This is a genomic window from Cupriavidus sp. MPR-AND1C (genome assembly GCF_058809705.1).
Genome location: NZ_JBXASU010000044.1, coordinates 24,535 through 46,362, shown reverse-complemented (window position 1 = coordinate 46,362; position 21,828 = coordinate 24,535). Strand labels below are relative to the sequence as shown.

At 67.4% G+C, this 21,828-nt stretch carries 18 protein-coding genes; 11 read left to right on the top strand and 7 right to left on the bottom strand.

Features of this window, described 5'->3' with window-relative positions:
• Positions 1–9: 9 nt before the first annotated feature.
• The 7 genes from AC1RWI_RS22415 (at position 10) to AC1RWI_RS22385 (ending at position 10,443) form a co-directional block, all read left to right on the top strand.
• Entirely contained in the window at positions 10–942 is a 933-nt protein-coding gene (locus AC1RWI_RS22415) for a cytochrome C assembly family protein (protein WP_043349712.1), read from the top strand.
• 7 nt (positions 943–949) lie between these two features.
• On the top strand, positions 950–1,231 hold the full coding sequence (locus tag AC1RWI_RS22410; protein ID WP_043349709.1) for a PP0621 family protein: 282 nt from the start codon (positions 950–952) through the stop codon (positions 1,229–1,231).
• Positions 1,228–3,321, top strand: coding sequence for a sensor histidine kinase (locus tag AC1RWI_RS22405; protein ID WP_492868836.1), 2,094 nt, complete (start codon positions 1,228–1,230; stop codon positions 3,319–3,321). The genes AC1RWI_RS22410 and AC1RWI_RS22405 overlap by 4 nt, the downstream gene beginning before the upstream one ends.
• Positions 3,322–3,408: 87 nt before the next feature.
• Complete coding sequence (locus tag AC1RWI_RS22400) at positions 3,409–5,079, top strand: sigma-54-dependent transcriptional regulator (RefSeq protein ID WP_492868834.1); 1,671 nt, start codon at positions 3,409–3,411, stop codon at positions 5,077–5,079.
• Positions 5,072–5,701: a 1,6-anhydro-N-acetylmuramyl-L-alanine amidase AmpD gene (gene ampD / locus AC1RWI_RS22395; protein WP_043349699.1), complete on the top strand. Its 630-nt coding sequence runs from the start codon at positions 5,072–5,074 to the stop codon at positions 5,699–5,701. The genes AC1RWI_RS22400 and ampD overlap by 8 nt, the downstream gene beginning before the upstream one ends.
• A 502-nt stretch (positions 5,702–6,203) precedes the next feature.
• A complete protein-coding gene (locus AC1RWI_RS22390; protein WP_043349696.1) occupies positions 6,204–9,146 on the top strand; it encodes a ribonucleoside-diphosphate reductase subunit alpha in 2,943 nt (980 codons plus the stop codon).
• A gap of 94 nt (positions 9,147–9,240) precedes the next feature.
• A complete protein-coding gene (locus AC1RWI_RS22385) occupies positions 9,241–10,443 on the top strand; it encodes a ribonucleotide-diphosphate reductase subunit beta (RefSeq protein WP_150986839.1) in 1,203 nt (400 codons plus the stop codon).
• Positions 10,444–10,549: 106 nt separating this feature from the next.
• Here the strand turns inward: AC1RWI_RS22385 and AC1RWI_RS22380 are convergent, their stop codons facing one another.
• Together AC1RWI_RS22380 and AC1RWI_RS22375 are read right to left on the bottom strand one after the other, a co-directional pair.
• The gene (locus AC1RWI_RS22380; RefSeq protein ID WP_492868831.1) at positions 10,550–10,876 is read right to left on the bottom strand and encodes a thioredoxin family protein; all 327 of its coding nucleotides are present in this window, start codon (positions 10,874–10,876) and stop codon (positions 10,550–10,552) included.
• A gap of 74 nt (positions 10,877–10,950) precedes the next feature.
• Complete coding sequence (locus tag AC1RWI_RS22375) at positions 10,951–11,874, bottom strand: DMT family transporter (protein WP_043349689.1); 924 nt, start codon at positions 11,872–11,874, stop codon at positions 10,951–10,953.
• Positions 11,875–11,998: 124 nt separating this feature from the next.
• On the opposite strand from AC1RWI_RS22375, the gene AC1RWI_RS22370 reads away from it, so the two are divergent.
• A complete protein-coding gene (locus AC1RWI_RS22370; protein WP_043349684.1) occupies positions 11,999–12,919 on the top strand; it encodes a LysR family transcriptional regulator in 921 nt (306 codons plus the stop codon).
• Positions 12,920–13,103: 184 nt separating this feature from the next.
• On the opposite strand, the gene AC1RWI_RS22365 is transcribed toward AC1RWI_RS22370, so the two are convergent.
• A complete protein-coding gene (locus tag AC1RWI_RS22365) occupies positions 13,104–15,452 on the bottom strand; it encodes a cytochrome P450/oxidoreductase (protein WP_492868828.1) in 2,349 nt (782 codons plus the stop codon).
• Positions 15,453–15,504: 52 nt separating this feature from the next.
• Entirely contained in the window at positions 15,505–16,488 is a 984-nt protein-coding gene (locus AC1RWI_RS22360) for a Bug family tripartite tricarboxylate transporter substrate binding protein (RefSeq protein WP_492868826.1), read from the bottom strand.
• 150 nt (positions 16,489–16,638) lie between these two features.
• Here AC1RWI_RS22360 and AC1RWI_RS22355 point away from each other — a divergent pair, with 150 nt between their 5' ends.
• The gene (locus tag AC1RWI_RS22355; protein WP_492868824.1) at positions 16,639–17,523 is read left to right on the top strand and encodes an IclR family transcriptional regulator; all 885 of its coding nucleotides are present in this window, start codon (positions 16,639–16,641) and stop codon (positions 17,521–17,523) included.
• Positions 17,524–17,565: 42 nt separating this feature from the next.
• On the opposite strand, the gene AC1RWI_RS22350 is transcribed toward AC1RWI_RS22355, so the two are convergent.
• Both AC1RWI_RS22350 and AC1RWI_RS22345 read right to left on the bottom strand, forming a co-directional pair.
• The gene (locus AC1RWI_RS22350; RefSeq protein WP_043349676.1) at positions 17,566–18,465 is read right to left on the bottom strand and encodes a recombination-associated protein RdgC; all 900 of its coding nucleotides are present in this window, start codon (positions 18,463–18,465) and stop codon (positions 17,566–17,568) included.
• Positions 18,466–18,648: 183 nt separating this feature from the next.
• Complete coding sequence (locus AC1RWI_RS22345) at positions 18,649–19,227, bottom strand: BPSL1445 family SYLF domain-containing lipoprotein (protein WP_492868822.1); 579 nt, start codon at positions 19,225–19,227, stop codon at positions 18,649–18,651.
• Between the two features lie 307 nt (positions 19,228–19,534).
• On the opposite strand from AC1RWI_RS22345, the gene AC1RWI_RS22340 reads away from it, so the two are divergent.
• Positions 19,535–19,942, top strand: a complete 408-nt coding sequence (locus AC1RWI_RS22340; RefSeq protein WP_492868820.1) for a hypothetical protein — start codon at positions 19,535–19,537, stop codon at positions 19,940–19,942.
• Between the two features lie 172 nt (positions 19,943–20,114).
• Positions 20,115–20,363, top strand: coding sequence for a DUF6388 family protein (locus AC1RWI_RS22335; protein WP_144409844.1), 249 nt, complete (start codon positions 20,115–20,117; stop codon positions 20,361–20,363).
• 33 nt (positions 20,364–20,396) lie between these two features.
• Here AC1RWI_RS22335 and AC1RWI_RS22330 read toward each other — a convergent pair whose 3' ends face one another.
• Positions 20,397–21,806 (bottom strand): FAD-containing oxidoreductase, encoded by a 1,410-nt coding sequence (locus AC1RWI_RS22330; protein ID WP_492868818.1) that lies wholly within the window; start codon positions 21,804–21,806, stop codon positions 20,397–20,399.
• Positions 21,807–21,828: the final 22 nt, after the last annotated feature.

Genomic DNA, 21,828 nt, shown 5'->3' with positions numbered 1-21,828 from the left:
ACTGTGCAAATGGCCATTGTACTGTATGCCTTGACGGCACTTCTCTATTGCGGCCTGGCCTATCACGGCTGGGCGACGCGCAACCCGCAGCTATCGGCTGCCGGCAACGGCGGTGCCATTGGGGGCGCGGCGGCGACCGCGCTGCTGCACGGCGGCGGCGGGGCCGGCGGGCGCGGCGATGGCCGTCCGGCCTGGTGGCACGCGCTGATGCTGGCCGCGGTGGCCAGCCACGGCCTGCTGCTGCACGAGACCATCTTCCCGGCCGACCGCATGGTGTTCGGCTTTGCCTTTGCGCTGTCGGCCATGCTCTGGCTGGGTGTGGGCATCTACTGGATCGAGAGCTTCTTCTTCTCGCTGGCCGGCCTCGGGCTGATCGTGGTCCCGGTGGCGATGCTCGCGAGCCTGATGCCGCTGGCGTTTCCCGGCGCGCAGATCCTGGGCTACGCGGCGCGGCCGCTGTTCAAGCTGCACTTCATCATTGCCAACGTCGCCTATGGCCTGTTCACGCTGGCGGCCTTCCATGCCTTCCTGATGCTGCTGGCCGAGCGCCGCCTGCATGGCTTCAACCGTTCGCCCCAGGCGGGCAAGGCCAGCGAGCCGGCCCAGTGGGTGGGCCGCTGGCTCGACCTGCTGCCGCCGCTGCTGACGCTGGAGAAGCTGCTGTTCCGCCTGATCGGCGCCGGCTTCGTACTGCTGACGCTGACGATCCTGTCGGGCCTGCTGTTCTCCGAGCAACTGTTTGGCCGGGCCTTCCGGCTCGACCACAAGACCGTGTTCGCGCTGCTGTCGTGGGCGATGTTCGCGGGCATCCTGGCCGGGCGCACCTTCTACGGCTGGCGCGGGCGCACCGCGCTGCGCTGGGTGATTGCGTCCTTCGGCATCCTGCTGCTGGCTTATGTCGGCAGCCGCTTCGTCATCGAAGTCATACTGCACCGAATCTGAGGCCGGCATGGCACGCATCTTCCTTGTCCTGGCTGTCGTGCTGGGTTGTTTCTGGTGGCTTCGCCAGCGCGCCGAGGCGCGCCTGCGGGAGGACCGCGCCGCCCGGCACGGTCCCGCGCAAGGCTCGCCGGCGCGCAACCAGCCTGCCCCTGCGCAGGAAGCCATGGTGCAATGCGCGCGCTGCGGGGTGCATCTGCCGCAGGGCGAAGCGATCGCCTACCGCGGCTTGCACTACTGCCGGCGCGCCCACCTGCCGGCCGATAGCGATCCGGACAGCCCTGCCGCATGAACGGGCCTGCCTCGTTCTGGTCCCGCCTGAATGCCTGGCACGCCCTTGCGGCGATGTGGCGCCAGCCCGAACCTCCTGAATTCCACTGGCGCTTGCTGCGCTATTTCTGCTGGACCCGGCTGGCCGTAGCCGCGCTGCTGCTGGGCTACGCCTGGCTGCCGGCGCAGCGCGCCGAGGCCGAGCGAGCCGCGCAGGCGCTGGCCACTGGACTGGGCAGCGGGTTCGGCAGCGGCCTGGCCGCGCTGCCGCTGGCCGTGCCCTACGCCGTGATGGCGCTGGGGATGTTGGTCGCCACGCTCTGGTGGCGCCGCGGCTTTCACCTGCGGGTGCGCTTCCAGGTGCTGGCCGACCTCGCCCTGCTTGGCCTGATCTTTCACGCGCAGGGCCAGCGCGGCGAGGGGCTCGCCATGATCTTCCTGTTGCCTGCGCTGCAGGCAGGCGCGCTCACCAGCCTGCTGTTCGCGCTGTTCGCTGCGGCAGTGTCCGCGCTGGTGGTGATGAGCGCCCCCTTCGCGCAGACCTTGCTGTTGCGCCAGGCCGACACGGGTTTGCTGGGCTCGGGGCTGTACGGGCTGGTCTTCATGATCGCGGCCTCTCTGATGTACCTGCTGGCCAACCGCCAGCTCGCGCAGGAGCGGCTGGCGCTGGCGCGCGAGCAGGAGCTGCGCCTGCAGCAACTGGTCAACCGCCTGATGGTCAACGACATGCAGGACGGGGTGATGCTGCTGCGTGCCAACGGCGTGGTGGTGGCGGCCAACCCGGCCGCGGTGGTGCTGCTGGGCGTGCAGCCTGCCGAACGGGGCAAGCATTCGGAGACACCCGCCAACGGGCGCGATGCGCTGTTCGACCTGCGCCAGATCCCCCGCCTGCAGCCGCTGATGGAAATGCTGCGCGACTGGGTGCGCAGCAAGGACGATGCGCCTCGCATCCTGCAATTGCTGCCGCTGCCGTCGCGGCCATCCTCGGGGCGCGGCCCCATCCTGCACACGCGGCTGCGGCTGCGCTTCTTGCTGCCGGGGCTGGCCAGCCTGCGCTCCACCTTCGCGTCCTCGATGTCAGTCTCGCTGAGTGCCCAAAACGCCATGAACACAGGAACCTGGAACGAGCTGTCGCCAGAGGCGGCGGCCCGGCTGCGCCTGGCCATCGCCCAGAGCGAGGCCATGGCCTGGCGCCCGGAGGACGAGGCCTTGCTGCGCAGCGAGATGCGCGACACGGTGCTGGTCCATATCGAAAGCTGGGAGCGCATTGCCGAGCAGGTGCAACAGGAGAAGCTGGCTGCCATGGGGCGCCTGGTGGCCAGCGTGGCACACCAGATCCGCAATCCGCTGGCGGCCATCAGCCAGGCCAGCGAGCTGCTGGCCGAAACCAGCCGCCGGGCCGCGCGCCCGGGCGAGGCGGGGCGCGCGGAGGGCGACGTGGATGCGCGGCTGCTGCGCATCATTCACGACAATGTGCGCCGGCTCGACCAGGTGGTGTCGGACGTGCTGCAGATGTCGCGCCGCCCGCGCACCGAGCGCACCACGGTGGATCTGAACCAGGCGCTGCCGGAGATCGTCGGCCGCTGGCGGCTGGAGATGCGCGCCCGCTCCACCAGCCACGACCCGGTCGGCGCGCGGCGCGTGCCGCGTCCGGCCGAGATCAACGCCAATGCCATCCGGCTCACGGTGGACGTGGCGCGCCCGGTCATCTTCGATGCCTCCCAGTTGCAGCAAGTGCTTGGCAACCTGCTCGACAACGCCTGGCGCTACTGCAGCCGCCTGCCCGGGGCGATCCGCCTGCTAGCCCATGCGCTTGACCAGCACCATGCCGAGCTGATCGTCTGGAACGATGGCGTCGAGGTGTCGCGCGAGCACCAGCGCACCTTGTTCGAGCCCTTCTTTACCAGCAACGCCCAGGGCACCGGCCTCGGGCTGTTCATGGCGCGCGAGCTATGCGGCGCCAACGACGCCCAAGTGCGCTACGGCACCATTTCGATCGACGCGCTGCTGGCGCAGACCGGCATGCTGGCGCCGGCTGCACGCGATACACTGCCGGCCAAGGCTTTTGTCCTGACCTTGCGCATCGAAGCGCCGGACAGCGGGGGTGGCTGAGCCGCGCCGGCATGCCCGGCCACCCGATCAGCCACTCGTTCAGTCGCCGCCCCGACCCCATTTCGCCAGATCGCCAGACGCAGACCCATGCCCCTCAAGACGCCAGGCCCCGACCCGATTCTCGTCATCGACGACGAGGCCGACCTGCGAGAACTGCTCGATATCTCGATCCGCCGCATGGGCCACGAAGTGGTGCTGGCCGGCTCGCTGGCCGAGGCGCGCCAGCAGCTCGCCGCGCGCCGCTATAGCCTGGTACTGACCGACATGCGGCTGGGCGACGGGCTTGGCATCGATATCGTGCGCCAGCTCTCGAGCGCGCCGGAGCGGGTGCCGGTGGCCGTGATCACCGCCTACGGCAGCGCCGACAATGCCGTGGAGGCACTCAAGGCGGGCGCGTTCGACTACATCGCCAAGCCGGTCTCGCTGGACCAGCTGCGCAGCCTGATCCTGAATGCCCTGGGGCGCCAGCAGCGTGACGGCGCCGAGGGTGCCGAGGGCGGTGACGGCGGCAGCGGGGCGCAGGAAACCGTGGACCGCGCCGTCAACCTGCTTCCCGGCCATTCTCCGGCCATGCACGAGGTGCGCCGCTCGCTCTCGCGGCTGGCGCGCAGCATGGCGCCGATCGTCATCAGCGGCGAGTCCGGCAGTGGCAAGGAGCGTGCGGCGCGTGCCATCCACGCGGTCAGCGCGCGCGCGGCGCATCCCTTTATCGCGGTCAATTGCGGCGCCATCCCCGAGACCCTGATGGAGTCGGAGTTCTTTGGCCATGTGAAGGGCGCCTTCACCGGGGCCGACGCCGAGCGCGGTGGCTTCTTCCAGGCTGCCAATGGCGGCACGCTGCTGCTCGACGAGGTGGCGGACCTGCCGCTGGCGATGCAGGTCAAGCTGCTGCGCGTGCTGCAGGAGCGGCGCGTGCGCAAGATCGGCGCGAGCCGCGAGGAGAGCGTGGACGTGCGGGTGCTGTGTGCCAGCCACAAGGATCTTTCCGCGATGGTCGCCTCCGGCCAGTTCCGCCAGGACCTGTTCTACCGCCTCAACGTGCTGGCGCTGCGCATGCCCACGCTGCGCGAGCGGCGCGAGGATATCCCGGTGCTGGCCAGCGCCATCCTGGAGTACCTGGCGGTGCGCTATGGCGATCCCCGTCCCAAGCGGCTGGCGGCGGCCGCGCTGCAGCGGCTGTCCGACTATCCGTTCCCGGGCAATGTGCGCGAGCTGGAAAACCTGCTCGAGCGGGCCTATGCCTTCGCCGAGGGCAATACCATCGAGGTGGACGACCTGGGCCAGATGGATGCGGGCATGGGCCATTCGGCCATGCCACGCCCGCCCGCGCCGCACGCCTACCTGGCCTCGGCGGCTGCGCCGGCAGCGTCCGGCTTGCGGCCGGGCGCCATGCAGGAGCTTGCGTACGATGCGCACGCCGAATCCCGGGACGGCGCGCAGCCCGATCTGTTTGCGCAACCCGCGACACCTCGGGCCGTGGAGGCGGCCGCAGACGCTTGCCGAGCCACCTTCCCGATCGACCTGCCCGGCCGGCTCGAAGCGCTAGAGCGCGACCTGATCCTGCAGGCGCTGCAGCAGACCGGCTTCAACCGGACAGCCGCCGCGCCGCTGCTGGGCCTGAGCTTTCGCCAGTTGCGCTACCGCATCCAGCAGCTTGGCATCCGCGAGGGCCGCGATGACCCGGCTGACGGCGCCGCTGAAACCAGCGAAGCGCTGCGCGACGGGCTGCTGGCGGCGGATGGAGATCGCCATGCCTGACCTCGACCAGGCCGCCCAGGCAGCCCAGTCCGCGCCGGGCTCGCGATTCGTCCCCGACCCGGCGGGCTGGGTGCCCGCGGCGCGCCAGGTGCCGTCCCCCAATTTCGACGCCCGGCCCGCGCACATGCCGGTGGACCTGGTGGTGATCCACAACATAAGCCTGCCGCCCGGGCAATTCGGCAGCGGCGATATCGAAGCCTTCTTCCTGAACCGTCTCGACCCGTCGCGCCATCCGTTTTTCGAGACGATCCATCAAGTGCGGGTGTCGGCGCATTTCCTGGTGACGCGAGGGGGCGAGCTGGTCCAGTTCGTGTCTTGCCTGGACCGCGCCTGGCACGCCGGCCAGTCCGAGTTCTTCGGCCGGCCACGTTGCAACGACTTTTCCATCGGCATCGAGGTGGAAGGCAGCGACGACCAGCCGTTCACGTTGGCCCAATACCACACCACCGCAGCGCTGGTGCGTGCCCTGCTAGGCACCTATCCGGTGCGGGCCGTGGCGGGGCACAGCGATATCGCGCCGGGGCGCAAGACGGATCCGGGGCCACATTTCGACTGGGCGGGCTTTGCCGCCGCAGCCGGCGTGGCGCCCGCGCAACTGCCTTACCGGAAAGAACAGCCCTGAGGCAAGGCCAACAAGCGAGGTCTAGGGGAAAGCCGCGATCTGGGGAAAACCCTGATAAAGTCCGCGCCTATCGAAGAGGTCAGGTCAATCAAAAAAATTTCGCGTCATGGTGCGGTAACGAACCGTCGGGCGGATTCCCTTGCGTCTCTTGGGCTAGCGGGTATGGCGCAGCGCCGCATGCCATGCCGGCACTGGAATTCGCGCCAAAAAGGCGCTTGTCAAGACTGGTGAATCCGCTCCGTTTCACTATACTTAGTTCAGTTTTTCGCATCGACCACTAGATCTAGTGGTGCTTTCGGGGAGCCGGCCTAGGTGTGCAGTTACCGCCGCAGCAATGGCTGCGGTCCGCCGAAGGGCCGGCGCATCACAAGAGTCCCAGCAGAATCCAGCAATAGCAGCGCGCCCTCCCGGGTAAGGCCGGCCGGCGTGTCTGAGCCTTTTTGCGCATTTTGCCCGGGACTCTTTGTCACTCATAAAACACGGGTCAGAACAGGAGTTCCTCATGCAGACAGCCCAGAACGAAATCTCCACCGGCGCAACTGGCGCCGGTGCAGCAGCGAACGCGCAGTCGAGCCCCGCTACTGCCGCCGCTGGCAGCTACCAGGACTACAAGATCATCCGACGTAACGGCGCCGTCGTGGCGTTCGAGCCGAGCAAGATCTCGGTCGCGGTGACCAAGGCCTTTCTCGCCGTCAACGGCGGACAGGGCGCCGCTTCGGCGCGTGTGCGCGAAGTGGTCGAGCAAGTGACCCAGAATGTGGTCCGCGCGCTGCTGCGCAGCCGCCCTAACGGCGGCACCTTCCATATCGAAGACGTGCAGGATCACGTCGAGCTTGCGCTGATGCGCTCGGGCGAGCATGAAGTGGCCCGCGCCTACGTGCTGTACCGCGAGAAGCGCACCCAGGAACGCGCCCAGGCAAACGCCCAGGCGGTGGCCCGCGTGCAGGAAGGCGGCGCCACGTTCAACGTGACCGATGCGGGCGTAGCCCGCGTGCTGGACCTGGGCGCGCTGCATGGCCTGATCGACAACGCCTGCTCGGGCCTTGGCGATGCCGTCAGCGCCGAGCCGATCCTCAAGGAAACGCTGAAGAACCTGTACGACGGCGTGCCGATGACCCAGGTCTACGACTCCGCCATCCTGGCCGCGCGTACCCTGATCGAGAAGGACCCGGCCTACAGCCAGGTCACCGCACGTATCCTGCTGCACACCATCCGCAAGGAAATCCTGGGCGCCGAAGTGACCCAGACCGAGATGGTGTCGCGCTACGCCGACTACTTCCCCAAGTTCATCGCGCGCGGCATCGAAGCCGAGCTGCTGGACGAGAAGCTGGCCACCTATGACCTGGTCCGCCTGGGCGCGGCACTGGACGCCCAGCGCGACTTCCAGTTCAACTACCTGGGCCTGCAGACCCTGTACGACCGATACTTCCTGCACATCGACGAGACCCGCATCGAAATGCCGCAGGCATTCTTCATGCGCGTGGCGATGGGCCTGGCGCTGGGCGAGAAGGACCGCGAAGCCCGTGCCATCGAGTTCTACCAGTTGCTGTCGTCGTTCGACTTCATGTCGTCCACGCCGACCCTGTTCAACTCGGGCACCCGCCGCTCGCAGCTGTCGTCGTGCTACCTGACCACCGTGTCGGATGACCTGGAAGGCATCTACGAGGCGCTGAAGGAAAACGCGCTGCTGTCGAAGTTCGCCGGTGGTCTGGGCAACGACTGGACCAATGTGCGTGCCCTCGGCTCGCACATCAAGGGCACCAACGGCAAGTCGCAAGGCGTGGTGCCGTTCCTGAAGGTGGTGAACGACACCGCCGTGGCGGTCAATCAGGGTGGCAAGCGCAAGGGCGCGGTCTGCGCCTACCTGGAAACCTGGCACCTGGACATCGAGGAATTCCTCGAGCTGCGCAAGAACACCGGCGACGATCGCCGTCGCACCCACGACATGAACACGGCGAACTGGATTCCCGACCTGTTCATGAAGCGCGTGATGGAAGCCGGCGAATGGACCCTGTTCTCGCCCGCCACCTGCCCGGACCTGCACGACCTGGTCGGCAAGGCATTCGAAGAAGCCTACCTGGGCTACGAAGCCAAGGCCGCCCGTGGCGAGCTCAAGCTGTTCAAGAAGATCCCCGCCATGCAGCTGTGGCGCAAGATGCTGGGCATGCTGTTCGAGACCGGCCATCCCTGGATCACCTTCAAGGATCCGTGCAACATCCGCAGCCCGCAGCAGCACGTGGGCGTGGTGCACAGCTCCAACCTGTGCACGGAAATCACGCTCAACACCAACGACAGCGAGATCGCCGTTTGCAACCTGGGTTCGGTGAACCTGGTCGCCCACCTGAAGCAACAGGCCGACGGCACCCAGGTGCTCGATCACGCCAAGCTCGAGAAGACCATCCGCACCGCGATGCGCATGCTCGACAACGTGATCGACATCAACTACTACGCGGTCGAGAAGGCACGCAACTCCAACCTGCGCCATCGCCCGGTCGGCATGGGCATCATGGGCTTCCAGGACTGCCTGCACATGCTGCGCCTGCCGTACGCCAGCGACGCCGCGGTGCAGTTCGCCGACACCTCGATGGAAGCGGTGTGCTACTACGCCTACCGCGCCTCCAGCGAGCTGGCGGAAGAACGCGGGCGCTACAGCACCTATGAAGGCTCGCTGTGGGATCGCGGCATCCTGCCGCAGGACTCGCTCAAGCTGCTGGCCGAAGAACGCGGCGGCTACCTGGAAGTGGATCATTCCTCGACCATGGACTGGGACAGCCTGCGCGCGCGCATCAAGCAGCACGGCATGCGCAACTCGAACTGCATCGCGATCGCGCCGACGGCAACGATCTCGAACATCATCGGCGTGTCGGCCTGCATCGAACCGACCTTCCAGAACCTGTACGTCAAGTCCAACCTGTCGGGCGAGTTCACGGTGGTCAACGACTACCTGGTGCGCGACCTGAAGGCACGCGGCCTGTGGGACGAAGTCATGGTCGCCGACCTGAAGTATTTCGACGGCAAGCTGGCCCGCATCGACCGCATTCCGCAAGACCTGCGCGACATCTACGCGACGGCCTTCGAAGTCGAGCCGAGCTGGCTGGTGGAAGCCGCCAGCCGCCGCCAGAAGTGGATCGACCAGGCACAGTCGCTCAACATCTACATGGCCGGCGCCTCGGGCAAGAAGCTGGACGACACCTACAAGCTGGCCTGGCTGCGCGGCCTGAAGACCACGTACTACCTGCGCACGATGGCAGCCACCCACGTGGAGAAGTCCACCGTGTCGCGCGGCTCGCTCAACGCCGTGTCGTCGGGTAGCGACAGCGGCATCAGCGCCGCCGGCATCGACCAGGCCGCCGCCTCCGCACCGGCCATGCCGGAAGCCGAAGGCGCGGTCTGCACGATGCGCCCGGGCGACGCCGGTTTCGACGAGTGCGAAGCCTGCCAGTAAGTCGCCAGTAAGTCATTACCTGCCCTGATCCTCGCTGCGCCGCTCGCGCGGCGAGGACAGCGGCAAACCAAAGCATTCCACGGAGAACCACACCATGCTGAGCTGGGACGACGACGTTCAAGCCACCCCGCAGGCTGCCCCGCAGCCCGCGCCGAATCCCACCGCCACGCCTGCTGCCGCACGCTCTGTCGACCAGCACGGCGTGCTGCCGCCGGCCGCCACGCAGCCGGCCGGCACGGGTATCCTCGGCAACCTGCCGGCGTCCGACGCGCCGACGGACCGCCGCGTGAACGCCGCCGACAAGCGCGTCATCAATGGCTCGACCGACGTCAACCAGCTGGTGCCGTTCAAGTACAAGTGGGCCTGGGAAAAATACCTGGCCGGCTGCGCCAACCACTGGATGCCGCAGGAAATCAACATGTCGCGCGACATCGCGCTGTGGAAGGACCCGAACGGGCTGACCGAAGACGAGCGCCGCGTGATCAAGCGCAACCTCGGCTTCTTCGTGACCGCCGACTCGCTGGCCGCCAACAACATCGTGCTGGGCACCTACCGCCAGATCACCGCGCCGGAATGCCGCCAGTACCTGCTGCGCCAGGCCTTCGAAGAAGCGATCCACACGCACGCCTACCAGTACATCGTGGAGTCGCTCGGCCTCAATGAAGCCGAGATCTTCAATGCGTACCACGAAGTGCAGTCGATCCGCGACAAGGATGAGTTCCTGATCCCGTTCATCGACACGCTGACCGACCCGGCCTTCAAGACCGGCACGCCGGAGAACGACCAGAAGCTGCTCAAGTCGCTGATCGTGTTCGCCTGCATCATGGAAGGCCTGTTCTTCTACGTGGGCTTCACGCAGATCCTGGCCATGGGCCGCCAGAACAAGATGACCGGCGCCGCCGAGCAGTACCAGTACATCCTGCGCGACGAGTCCCTGCATTGCAACTTCGGCATCGACCTGATCAACCAGATCAAGCTCGAGAATCCGCACCTGTGGACCGCCGAGTTCAAGGAAGAGATCACCGCGCTGTTCAAGAAAGCCGTGGACCTCGAATACCGCTACGCCGAGGACACCATGCCGCGTGGCGTGCTGGGCCTGAACGCACCGATGTTCAAGGGCTACCTGCGCTTCATCTGCAACCGCCGCTGCCAGCAGATCGGCCTGGAGCAGCTGTTCCCGAACGAGGAAAACCCGTTCCCGTGGATGAGCGAGATGATCGACCTGAAGAAGGAACGCAACTTCTTCGAGACGCGCGTCATCGAGTATCAGACCGGTGGGGCGTTGTCCTGGGATTGAGCGTGGTGAATGCCGCCACGCAGAAAGAAAAGAGCTCCTTCGGGAGCTTTTTTCTTTGCGCTTGCATAAGCGATCAGCGATCAGCGATCGGCGGTGCGGGCCAGCATCAGCCCGCAATCCGCCTTAACGCCTCCTCGATCGCCCGCGTCTCGCTCGGTCGCACCAATCGCGCCACCTCCACGCCGTCGCGCATGAACACCAGCGTGGGCCATAGCTTGACCCGGAACGAGCGGCCGAGCGGCTTGCCGCTGCCGTCCTCGACCTTGATATGGGCAACCGCCGGATGGCTGGCCATGGCGCAGGCCAGGTGGGGCTGCGCCCGCATGCAGTAGCCGCACCAGGGCGCGCCGAACTCGATCACGGCCGGGCCTTTGATGGCGTCGATTTCGGCCCGGGCCGGCTCGCGCAGGTCATACACGTCGGTCATCGTCATAGGGAATCCTCTCGCCTGTCCAAATGGGCATGCACGGATTGTATGGCCGCGGCTGGCTGCAACGGATCCTGCCTTCAGGCCTGCGAGCCCTGCGGTATCTCGGGGGCCGCGGGCTTGCCCCAGCGCACCGTGGCCAACAGTGATGCCGCCACGATCAGCCCGCCGCCTGCCCACGCCGCAGCGGAGATGCGCTCTGCCAGCCACAGGCTGGCGAACAACGCGCCGAAGGCGGGCTCGCTGCCCATCAGCAGCGCTACCCGCGTGGGGCTGCTGCGCCGGATGGCGTAGTTCTGCGCAAAGAAGGCGAATAGCGTGCAGGCGGCGACCAGCCACAGCACGTAGCCCCAGAACGCGGGGTGGCCAGAGAACGACGGCAGGGGCTGCCATTGAGCGGGCACCAGCGCCAGTGCCACGCCCGCGCTGCCGACGGCGACCACGCCGGATTGCACCGCCGTCATCGTCAGCGCCGGCATGGACCGGCCTCGCACCAGCCGCTTGGTCGCGCAGACCATCAGCGCGCGCAGTACGGCGGCAGCAAGGATCAGTGCGTCGCCAAGGTTGAAGCCCAGTTCGCCGTGGCCCGCCAGCAGCCACGCGCCCAGCAGGGAGAGCGCCACCGCAGCCCATTCGATACGGCTTGGACGGCGCTTGAGCAGCAGCCACTCCGCCAGCGGCGTCAGCACCACGCACAGGCTGATCAGGAAGGCGGCGTTAGCGGCGCGCGTTAGCAGCACGCCGAAGGTTTCGCACAGGAAGATGCCGAGCAGCAGCACGCCGGTGCCCAGCACTCCGCGCAGGGTGGCGGGGTTGGTGCGGCGCAGCGCGGCCAGCGTGGGCGAGAGCACCACGAAGGTGATGCCAAAACGTAGCGTCAGCAGGCCGAGCACCGGGTAGAAGACCAGTGCGCTCTTGACGATGCCGTAGCTGCTGCCCCAGACCACGGCGACCGCGAGCAGCATCAGGTCGGACAGCAGTAACAGGTTTTTTGGCGCGGGCATGGTGGGCCTTGTGCATTCGGTCCTGCATTGTGCCGCTTTGCATCCACGGTGATAATCGGGTCGGAATGCAAAGCCTTTATGCCGCATATGCATTAATCCGCCTCTGCCCGCCGCGAGCCGCCTCATGAACCAAGCTGATCTCTTTGCCTTGCTGCCCGACATGGCGGTGTTCGCGCGCGTGGTCGACGCGGGCAATTTTTCTGTTGCCGCGCGCCAGCTTGGCAGCACACCGTCCACTGTCAGCCGCCAGATCAAGCGCCTGGAGGAGGCACTGGCCACGCGCTTGCTGGAGCGCTCGACCCGCAAGGTGCGCATGACGGAATCGGGCGCCGAGGTGTACCGCTATTGCCGCGACGTGGTGAGCGCCGCGGCGGGGGCGCTGGACGCCGCCGGCCATGTGGTGGGCCGGCCGCAGGGCAGGGTCAGCGTCAGCGCGCCGACCGCATTTGCCAAGACGGTGATCCATCCGCTGGTGCCGGCTTTCCTGCAGGCTTATCCGGACGTGGACCTGCAGTTGCTGTTTACCGACCACGAGGCCGATCCACTTGCGGACGACCTCGACCTGGTGATCCGGCTGACCGAGCACCCACCGCCCGGCCTTGCCGGGCGCCGCCTGGGCGCGGTGCGCTGGGTGCTGTGCGCCTCGCCCGCCTATCTGCGCGCGCGCGGCACGCCGGCGCAGCCGCGCGATCTCGCGCAGCACGATTGCCTGTACCTGGGGGAAACCGCAGACGATAACCGCTGGCGCTTGCGCCGCGACAGCGAGACGCAAACCGTGACGGTGAGCGGGCGCTATATCGCCAACCACGCTGGCGCGCGGCTGGAGGCGGCGCAGCAGGATCTTGGCATCGCCAGCCTGCCCGAGTTCACCGCGGCCCTTGCCTTGCAGGCCGGCGATCTGGTGCAGGTGTTGCCAGACTGGGAATTGCAGGCACGCGCCTACGTGGGGACGGTGTGGCTGCTCTACCCGCCCAACCGCTTCCTGCCGCCCAAGGTGCGGGCATTGATCGATTACCTGGCTGCGCACATCGGCGGCGCGGGCTGACTTGCCGCTCAGCGTGCGCCTGCCGGCCCCTGCTGCGAGCGCTGGTAGTCGCCCCGGGGATACGCCCACCAGCCTGGTGAAATCTCGCGTCAGGTGGGCTTGGTCGAAGTAGCCGGGCTCCACCATGTTCAAGCCATCGATGCGAAGCTGGCAGCAGAGCAGGGCGGCTGAGCGCCCGCCGCGCCTATAGCTCCAGCACGATCCGCTGGCATTTCGCGCGCGAGCAGCAGGCCATCATCTTGGTGTTGGCCTCGCGCTCCGCGCGCGTGAGCACCACGTCGCGGTGGTCGATTTCGCCGGCCAGCACGCGCACCTCGCAGGAGCCGCACAGGCCTTCCTCGCAATCGCTCTGCATGTCGATGTTGGCGGCGCGCAGCGCGGCCAGCAGCGTCTGGCCCGGGGCGACCGCGACGACGATGCCGGAGTCCTTCAGCTCGGCTTCGAACGCCTGCTCCTGGCCCGGATCCAGCGTGGCCAGCGTCGACTCGAAATGTTCGATGCGCAGCGCATCGCCGGGCCAGCCGGCGCACTGTTGCTGCAGTGCTGCCAGCATGCGCGCGGGGCCGCAGGCGTAGATCTGCGTATCCGCCTGGGGCTGCCCGAGCAGGCTGGCGAAGTCGTTGCGCCGGCCTTCATCCTTGACGTAGACATGCAGGCGGTCGCCGTGCAGTGCGATGAGCTCGTCGAGCAGCGCCATGGACGCACGCGAGCGCCCGCTGTAGTGCAAGGCGTAGTCCATGCCGAGCGCCTTGGCGCGCCGCGCCATGGCGCTGACGGGCGTGATGCCGATGCCCCCGGCGATCAGGATCAGCTTGCCCGCGGCCTCATCCAGCCGGAAATGGTTGCGTGGGCCACGGATCTTCAGGCGGTCGCCGGCCTTGACGCTGTCATGCACCCAAGCGGAGCCACCACGGCCTTGCGCTTCGCGCAGCACGGCGATCTCCAGTGCACTGTTGTCGTCCGGGTCGCCACAAAGGGAGTATTGCCGCGACAGTCCGGTGTCGCCGCATTCCACGTCGATGTGCGCGCCCGGCGCCCAGCGCGGCATCGGCTTGCCATCGGGCGATACCAGCCGCAGCCGGACAATGCCCTCGGCCGCCCGGGTCGCGCTGGCCACCACCACCGGCCGGCTGATTGCATGCCCCAAAGGCTCGCCGATGCGCACCGGCACTTGTACTTCCAGCAGCGCGGGGTTGGCGCGCTCGGGGTTTTGCTTCGGGTCCCATTCCACCCACATGTGCTCGGGCCCGCGGAACGAGGTGTTCGGCACGTAGCTGAATGACTGCTCTGCCAGGCGCATATGGGGCAGGCGCCGCGTGAGTTCCTCCAGGAAGACCTGCATCTCCATGCGCGCCAGGTTCTTGCCCATGCACTGGTGCGAGCCGTAGCCGAAGGTGAGCTGGTCGCTGGCGTTCTCGCGGCGGATGTCGAAGAGATCCGCATCGGCGAAGTGCCGCTCGTCGTGGTTGGCCGAGGACGTCACGATCAGCAGCTTGGCGCCGGCGGGAATGTCGACGCCGCCGACCTGCACGTCGCGCGCGGCCAGGCGCCGCCAGGCCGCCACCGAGCCGTTGTGCCGCAGGCATTCCTCTACCGCGTTCGGGATCAGGCCCGGGTCTTCGCAGATCTCCTGCCAGGCGCGTGGATGCTGCAGCAGCAGCTTCATGGCATTGGCCGTGGCGTTGGCCGTGGTTTCATGCGCGGCGACAATGCCGGCCATCATCATCGAGTGCAGGTAGGAGTCGGTGACGATCTCCGGATACTCCACCTGCTTGCGGATGCCATAGCGCATCCAGCCCGGGCCGGACGGGTCCTGCCGCATCTTGTCGAGGATCTTGCCCGCCAGTTGCCAGAAGTTGCCCACGGCATGCGCGACTTCGACCTGTTCCTCCGGCCTGGGCCGGCCCCAGGTATTGACGGTATGCGCGATGGAGTATTTGCGCAGCAGGTCCATGTCTTCCTCGGGCACGCCGAGAAAATGCAGCGCCACGGTCAGCGGCACCTCCCACAGCATCTGGTCGACCAGGTCGGCGCGGCCGTCGTCGACAAAGCGGTCGACATACTCGCGCGCCAGCTTGCGCACCATGGGCTCGTGATGCTTGAGTTCTTCGGGCGTAAACGGCGCCATCAGCACGCGGCGGCGCGGCATGTGCGCTGGCTCGTCTTCGTTGACCAGCGTGCGGCTCATCGCGTAGCCGTAGGACGCCAGCACGGCGTTAGCTTGCGGTCCTGTCGGCGTGATCTTCTCCAGCGCGATGGAGGGGCTGAAGGTGAGGTTGTCGCGAAAGATCGCCTTGATGTCGTCGTAGCGCGTCACCACCCAGTAGCCCAGCTTGGGGCTGTAGAAGACCGGCTCCTGCTCGCGCGCCCAGCGCACGTACTCGGGCGGGTCCTGCTGGTAGCCATCCTCGAAGGGATCGAAGCTGGCCGCGCCCGGGCTGACCGGGCAGCCGGTGGGCGAGCGCTGCGCTGTCAGCAAGCGATGGTCAACGGGACATCCCGAGGCGTGTGGATTGGGGGTGGCGTTGGCCATGCCTGTTGCTCCGTGTTCTCGTTTGCGAAGGGGCGGGTGCGGTGCGCCGCGGTTACTCTAGCGTGATCTTCAGGTCGCGGATCAGCTTGTGCCAGCGGGTGGTCTCGCTGCGCAGCAGTTCGGCGTATTGCCCGGGCGTGTTGCCGACCGGTTCCACGCCGAAGTCCACCAGCCGCTTGTTCACGGCCGGGTCCTTGATCGCGGCCACCACCTGCTTGTTCAGCGTGGCGACGATCTCCGGCGGCGTGGCGGCCGGCACCACCATGCCCACCAGCGCGGCAGCCTCCACGTTCTTGTAGCCTGCCTCGGCAAAAGTCGGCACGTCCGGCAACTGGGGCAGGCGGGTCGGGTTGGCCACGGCCAGCGCCTTGACCTTGCCGCCCTTGATGAAGCCCGCGCCCGCGGCCAGGTCGACCATCATGGCCGGGACCTGGCCGCCGGCCACGTCGGCCAGCGCGGGCGCCGCGCCGCGATAGGGCGCGTGGACCATGTTCAGCCCTGCCTCAACCTTGAGCAGTTCCATGGCGAGATGGTGCGGGCTCCCGGCACCGGCCGAGGCGTAGTCGATGCCGCCCGGCTTGGATTTGGCGCGGGCGACGAACTCCTGCACGGTGTTGACGTTCATGCCCGGGCCCACCACCAGGATCATCGGAAAGCGGCCCAGCAAGGTGACTGGCGCCAGGTCCTTGACCGGGTTGTAGGAAAGCGTTTTGTACAGCGCCGGGTTGAACACCAGCGTGCCATTGTCCGCCGACAGCACCGTGTAGCCGTCTGCCGGCGCGCGTGCGGTTTCCGCTGCGCCGATCGCGGTATTGCCACCCGGCTTGTTGTCCACCAGCACGGGCTGGCCAAGCCGGGTCGAGAGGGCCTGGCCGATGGAGCGCGCCAGGAAGTCCGAGCCGCCACCGGCTGCGTACGGCACGATCCAGCGCACCGGCTTGGCGGGGTAGGCCGGCTCGGCGGCAGCGGTGGCCGCCAGCATGGGGATGGCGGCCAGGCCAAGGCCCGCGGCGATGCATTTGCGAATGGTGATCATCTTGTCTCCTGTTCCCGTTTGGGTGCCGGTCGAGGCGTGGCTCAGTCCGGCATTTTGTGCGTAAATGATATACGCAATGCGTAATATAACGATGCGGGTTAACGTGGGTTTGATGCCGCAGCGCCATGCACGGCACTAGAATCTCCGCCCATGAAGACAAGAATCGACCCAAGCGCCTCACGCATCTCAGGCGATCTCACTGATCTCGCCGAAGCCGCCACGCCCGCTGAGCCGCCGGCGCGCGAGCGCCGCCAGCGCGTGCAGTCGGCGCAGACCGGCATGACGGTGCTCAAGGGCTTGGCCAACCTCGGCGGGCGCGCCAGCCTGACCGCGCTGGCTGCGCATATCGGCGAGAGCCCGGCCAAGGTGCACCGCTACCTGGCCAGCCTGATCGATGAGGGGCTGGTGGCGCAGGCGTCGGCATCGCAGCAGTATTTCCTGGGGGTGGAGGCCATGCTGATCGGCCTGGCAGCAATGCGGCAGGTCGATCCGATCCGGATCGCCGAGCCGTCGCTGGTCCGTCTGCGCGAGAGCCTGGACGTGACCTGCTTTGTGGCGGTGATGGGCAACAAGGGCCCGACCATCGTGCGCTTCGAGGAGCCGGGGCTGCCCGTGACGGTCAATGTGCGGGTGGGTTCGGTGATGCCGATGCTGTGGTCGGCTACGGGCCGCGCGCTGCTGGGCTTGCTCGACGAGCCGCGCGTGCGGGCGATGGCGGAAGAAGAACTCGAGGCGGCGCCGGCGGACCTGCGCGCGCAACTGGATCGCGATGACCCCATCGGCGTGCTGCGGCGCGAAGTGCAAGCCGCCGGGTGCGCGGTGGTGCGCGATACCAACCTGAAGGGCATCAGCGCCGTGGCAGCGCCGCTGTACGACTACACGGGCCGCGTCTGCGCGGTGCTCACGGCGCTGGGCGCCACCGGCGGCTTCGATGCGTCGATGGATGGGCCCATCGCCGTGGCCGTGCGCCATGAGGCGCAGGTCGCCAGCGGGTTGCTGGGCTACGGCGCGGCGCCGCCGGGCGGCGCCGCCTGAATCCAGGTTGAACCGGCCTGGGCGGCCCGCTGACGCGCTGGCTTACAGCTTGCGTTCGCCGCCGAGCGCGGCGGTCAGGTCCGACAGCAGGTTGGCCAGTTCGCCGGCCATCATGGTGAAGTCGCCGTCGAAGCGTTCTTCGTCGTCGCGGGCGCTCGGGTCGGCCTGCTCCTTGATGACATCCAGCGGCGCCACGCGCTTGATGGTCAGCGACTCGGTGAGCACGAAGGACACACGGTCGTTCCAGGTCATCGCCAGGCGCGTGCAGCGCTTGCCGGCGGCAATGTGGCGGCGCAGGTCCTCGGCATCCAGCGGATGGCGCACATAACGCACCGTGGCCTTGCTCTCGGCGCTGGATTGCAGCTCCATTTCCTGGTCGAGGGTGAAGCCGGCCGGGGCCGTGTCGGTGGCCAGCCAGTCGGTCATGGCGGTGACCGGCGACTGGTTCACATGCAGGTTGTCCAGCGGCAGCGGGTCGATGGCCTTGAACAGCAGGCCGCGCACTTCATCGGCCTTGGCCGGGGCGGCGGCGTCGATGGCGAGCCAGCCGTTGACCGGGTCGATCCACACGCGGGTGTCGCGCCGGATGCTGAACGCGCGTGGCAGCAGTTCTTCGGTGACCTGCTCCTTGAGCTCGCGCATCTGCTTGCGGCCCGGCTTGAAGCCTTGCTGCTCTTCCAGTTCCACGGCGCGGGCCTTGGTGACCTGGTTGACCACGGTGGACGGCAGCAGCTTCTTTTCGGTGCGCATGGTCAGCAGCAACTGCTTGCCGACCTGGTGGACGAGCGCGCCGTTGTCACGCGGCGAGGCCCAGCCTTGGGTTTGCATCTCCAGGCTGGTGCCAGGGAAAAATGCGTGGCGCGCCAGGCATTCCTCGACCTCTTCGGCGGCGAGGGACCACGGTGCGGACAGACGGTGCAGCTGGAGATTCTTGAACCACATGTGAATTCGGCCAAAGGGACGGATTCTAGCCGGTTAGCGTGGCGTATGCGGTAACAATGCGTGAGGGAGTCTGGCCGGTGTGGCGGCGCCGTGGCAGCAGGGCCGGAAAAAGTCAGGGGCCGGGCTGCCTTCGCAACCCGGCCCCGCACACAGGCCGGCGCCAGGCCGGCACGCTGCGTGGTCTCAGATGTCGAGCTTGCTGATCTTCGAGCCTTCCAGGCTCACGCCGGCCATCAGGCCCGCGTTGGTGACCACGAAGCCAACGATGGGCTGCTGCGCGGTATTGGTGTCCAGGGTGCCATTGGCGCCAATCTTGGCCAGCGCCACGGTGGCGTCCACGCCGGCGGTCCAGCCGCTGCTGGCAACGAACTTGTCGAGTGCTTCCTGGGTCATGAACATCAGGACGATGGCCTTGGATTGCGCACCGATCTGCCAGCCGACCGAGCCCGAGATGATGCGGTAATAGCCACGGTTGGCGCCGCCCGCGCGCAGCGCGCCATCGCCATATTCGCCACCCACGACGAAGCCGGCCGAGAGGACGTTGGGGAAGACCAGGATGCCGCGCGCGCGGTTGGCGAGTTCGCGCGAACCCTTCGCCGTCTCGTACAGCTTGTTGAGCGTGCCGTCCACGCCGCCATCGATCTCGCGGCGCTTGGCGGCCTTGTCGGTGGGCGCATTGGGTGTGGTCGTACACGCGCCCAGCAGGCCAGAACTTGCCACCACCAGTCCAGCCCCTACCGTCAGAAACGATCTGCGTTCCATGCTCACTCTCCTGATTGTTTTACCTCTCACTGCACCGGATACTCCGGAGCCACTCCACGCACCCTACAGGATAGGCGTAATCGGCACTTGTAGAAACTTGAAATCTCGCCGCATGCCGGATTTTGGGGTTTTTCCGAAAAGCCGGTGTACTTCCATCGTTTCTATAGAAATATACAAAGCATTCTCGCGAATGGCTGTAGGACGGAGGCTGCATTTTTGGAGCGCGGTGTCCTACAAGCACGGCCGCGTCGCAACAACCTGTTTCATCCGGACAGGAACCCGGCCGTGCCAGATAAGTCCATGACATATGAAATCCGTTCTCCATCTCATCTCCCTCATCCCCGTCGCCTTGCTGGCAGCGGCTTGCGCTTCGCACGCGCCCGCCAATCCGCAAGCCTCCGCCGAAGCCAATGAGCAATGGCAATCGCTGCGCGCGGCTTACACGACGTGCGCAAAGGATCAGGCCGATGCCGGCATGGCCAGCAGCGCCTCCGCGCAGGATCTCGCCAGGGCGGCGCTCAAGGCGTGCCGGCCCCGGCTCGACGCCATGCACGCGGCGTTTCGCGATTACCTGGATGCACAGATGGTGTCCTCGCATGGCCGCGACGGCGCGCGCCAGGCTGCTGACCGGGTGAGCCAGGATACCGAAGCCAAGACCCGCAACTACCTGGTCCGCTACGTCGAGCGCGAGCGCTATACCGCCAAGGCGCAATAACGCGGCGAGGCCTGCGCTTGCGTTCCGATTGCACTGCGGTTGCGCTGCGGTTGGGGGCTGCGGCACGGCTGTGGTGTAATGCGCGGGCACCGGCGCGCATTCCTGCCCGTACCTGCTCGCCAGGCCGTCGCACGCCACCTACCTGCCTCCACCTTATTGCGGTCCTTTCCCGATGACTCTTTCCCCCGAGCGCTTGCAACTTGCCCATGAGCGTTTTCTCGCCGACAACCCCGAAGTGGTGGCGCTGCTCAAGGTCATCACCCCGCGCCACGCGCGCGCTGTCGGCATGAGCGTGGAAGCCTTCCAGCTCTCTGAGCTGGAGCGCGCCATCGGACGCGAAGCCAGGCTCCGGCGCCTCACCGTCGAGGAGCTGCTGCTGGTGTACCTGGGCGAGCGCGCGGCGCCGGCGCCGCGGCGCTAGCCGCGCGGCCCAGCGCTGGGCCGCGCTGGCCAGTTACGCCGCCAGGCCGGCCGGCTCCAGCGGATGCAGCTCTCCCAGCATGGTCGGGATCAGCTCGGACACCGTTGGGTGGATATGCATGGCGCGCTGGAGCACCGTGTACGGCGCGCACGCATACATCGCGTCGAGGATGCAATGGATCACCTCGTCGCCGCCCACGCCCAGCACCGCCGCGCCAAGGATCTCGCGGCTGTCGGCATCGACCAGGATCTTCATGAAGCCTTGCGTCTCGCCTTTTTCCACCGCGCGGCCAACCCGCGTCATCGGCCGCATGCCAACCAGCACATTGCGCCCGGACCGGCGCGCCTCGGCCTCGTTCATGCCCACGCGCCCCAGCGGCGGGTCGGTGTAGAGGGCATAGGCGGGGATGCGGTCGCCGAGCGTGCGGGGCGGCTCGCCGGATGCCGCGTCCAGCAGGTTGGCCGCGACGATCTCGAAATCGTTGTAGGCGGTATGGGTGAAGGCGCCGCGCCCGTTGCAGTCGCCCATGGCCCAGATGCCGGGCACATTGGTGCGCAACTGCTCGTCCACCTGGATGTAGCCACGCGCATCCACGGCGATGCCGGCGCGGTCCAGGCCAAGATCGTCGGTATTGGGCCGCCGTCCCACCGCCAGCAGCACGTGCGAGCCGACGATCTCGGGCGCGCCTTGCGCGCAATCCATCTTCACCACGACCTCGGCGCCGCGCTGTTCCAGCGCGATGCACTCGGCATCGAGGCGCAGCCCGATGCCCTCTGCGGCGAGGATGCCGCGCACGGCGTCGGACACATCGGGATCCTCCCGCTCGATCAGGCGCGGGCCGCGCTGCACGATGGTGACCTCGCTGCCGAAGCGGCGAAACATCTGGCCGAACTCCAGCCCGATATAACTGCCGCCCACTACCAGCAGGTGCCGCGGCAAGGTGTCCACGCGCATCATGCCGGCGTTGGTCAGGTAGTCCACCTGTTCGATCCCGGGCATCGGCGGCGCAGCGGCACGCCCGCCGACGTTGATGAAGATCTTGCGAGCTCGCAGCAGGGTGTCGTTCACGCGCACAGTGTCCGGGCCCTCGAAGCGCGCGTGGCCGAGATGGACGGTGCCATGTTCCAGCGTGCGCACCCACGTTTCCACGCCGTGCATGGACTTGCCGACGACGCCGTCCTTGCGCGCCTTGACGCGAGCCATATCCAGCGTCACAGGCCCGGTGGGCACCACGCCGTACTCGGCGCCGCGCCGGGCCAGGTTAGCCGCGTAGGCGCTCGCCACCATGGTCTTGGTGGGGATGCAGCCAGTGTTGACGCAGGTCCCGCCGAACGACTGGCGCTCGATCACGGCCACCTTCTGGCCGGCCGCGCTCAGGCGCGCCGCCAGCGGGGGGCCGGCCTGGCCGGTGCCGATGATGATGGCGTCGTAGTCGAGTGTCATGGCGGGGGCTCCTGGGCATCAC

What these genes read in the sequence shown, in the direction of transcription:
- AC1RWI_RS22385 (WP_150986839.1), top strand. Translation starts at nt 9,241, where the DNA reads ATGCTGAGCTGGGACGACGACGTTCAAGCCACCCCGCAGGCTGCCCCG.
- AC1RWI_RS22340 (WP_492868820.1), top strand. Translation starts at nt 19,535, where the DNA reads ATGAAATCCGTTCTCCATCTCATCTCCCTCATCCCCGTCGCCTTGCTG.
- AC1RWI_RS22335 (WP_144409844.1), top strand. Translation starts at nt 20,115, where the DNA reads ATGACTCTTTCCCCCGAGCGCTTGCAACTTGCCCATGAGCGTTTTCTC.
- AC1RWI_RS22400 (WP_492868834.1), top strand. Translation starts at nt 3,409, where the DNA reads ATGCCCCTCAAGACGCCAGGCCCCGACCCGATTCTCGTCATCGACGAC.
- AC1RWI_RS22345 (WP_492868822.1), bottom strand. Translation starts at nt 19,227, where the DNA reads ATGGAACGCAGATCGTTTCTGACGGTAGGGGCTGGACTGGTGGTGGCA.
- AC1RWI_RS22360 (WP_492868826.1), bottom strand. Translation starts at nt 16,488, where the DNA reads ATGATCACCATTCGCAAATGCATCGCCGCGGGCCTTGGCCTGGCCGCC.
- AC1RWI_RS22365 (WP_492868828.1), bottom strand. Translation starts at nt 15,452, where the DNA reads ATGGCCAACGCCACCCCCAATCCACACGCCTCGGGATGTCCCGTTGAC.
- AC1RWI_RS22405 (WP_492868836.1), top strand. Translation starts at nt 1,228, where the DNA reads ATGAACGGGCCTGCCTCGTTCTGGTCCCGCCTGAATGCCTGGCACGCC.
- AC1RWI_RS22350 (WP_043349676.1), bottom strand. Translation starts at nt 18,465, where the DNA reads ATGTGGTTCAAGAATCTCCAGCTGCACCGTCTGTCCGCACCGTGGTCC.
- AC1RWI_RS22410 (WP_043349709.1), top strand. Translation starts at nt 950, where the DNA reads ATGGCACGCATCTTCCTTGTCCTGGCTGTCGTGCTGGGTTGTTTCTGG.
- AC1RWI_RS22390 (WP_043349696.1), top strand. Translation starts at nt 6,204, where the DNA reads ATGCAGACAGCCCAGAACGAAATCTCCACCGGCGCAACTGGCGCCGGT.
- AC1RWI_RS22370 (WP_043349684.1), top strand. Translation starts at nt 11,999, where the DNA reads ATGAACCAAGCTGATCTCTTTGCCTTGCTGCCCGACATGGCGGTGTTC.
- AC1RWI_RS22415 (WP_043349712.1), top strand. Translation starts at nt 10, where the DNA reads ATGGCCATTGTACTGTATGCCTTGACGGCACTTCTCTATTGCGGCCTG.
- AC1RWI_RS22375 (WP_043349689.1), bottom strand. Translation starts at nt 11,874, where the DNA reads ATGCCCGCGCCAAAAAACCTGTTACTGCTGTCCGACCTGATGCTGCTC.
- AC1RWI_RS22355 (WP_492868824.1), top strand. Translation starts at nt 16,639, where the DNA reads ATGAAGACAAGAATCGACCCAAGCGCCTCACGCATCTCAGGCGATCTC.
- ampD (WP_043349699.1), top strand. Translation starts at nt 5,072, where the DNA reads ATGCCTGACCTCGACCAGGCCGCCCAGGCAGCCCAGTCCGCGCCGGGC.
- AC1RWI_RS22380 (WP_492868831.1), bottom strand. Translation starts at nt 10,876, where the DNA reads ATGACGATGACCGACGTGTATGACCTGCGCGAGCCGGCCCGGGCCGAA.
- AC1RWI_RS22330 (WP_492868818.1), bottom strand. Translation starts at nt 21,806, where the DNA reads ATGACACTCGACTACGACGCCATCATCATCGGCACCGGCCAGGCCGGC.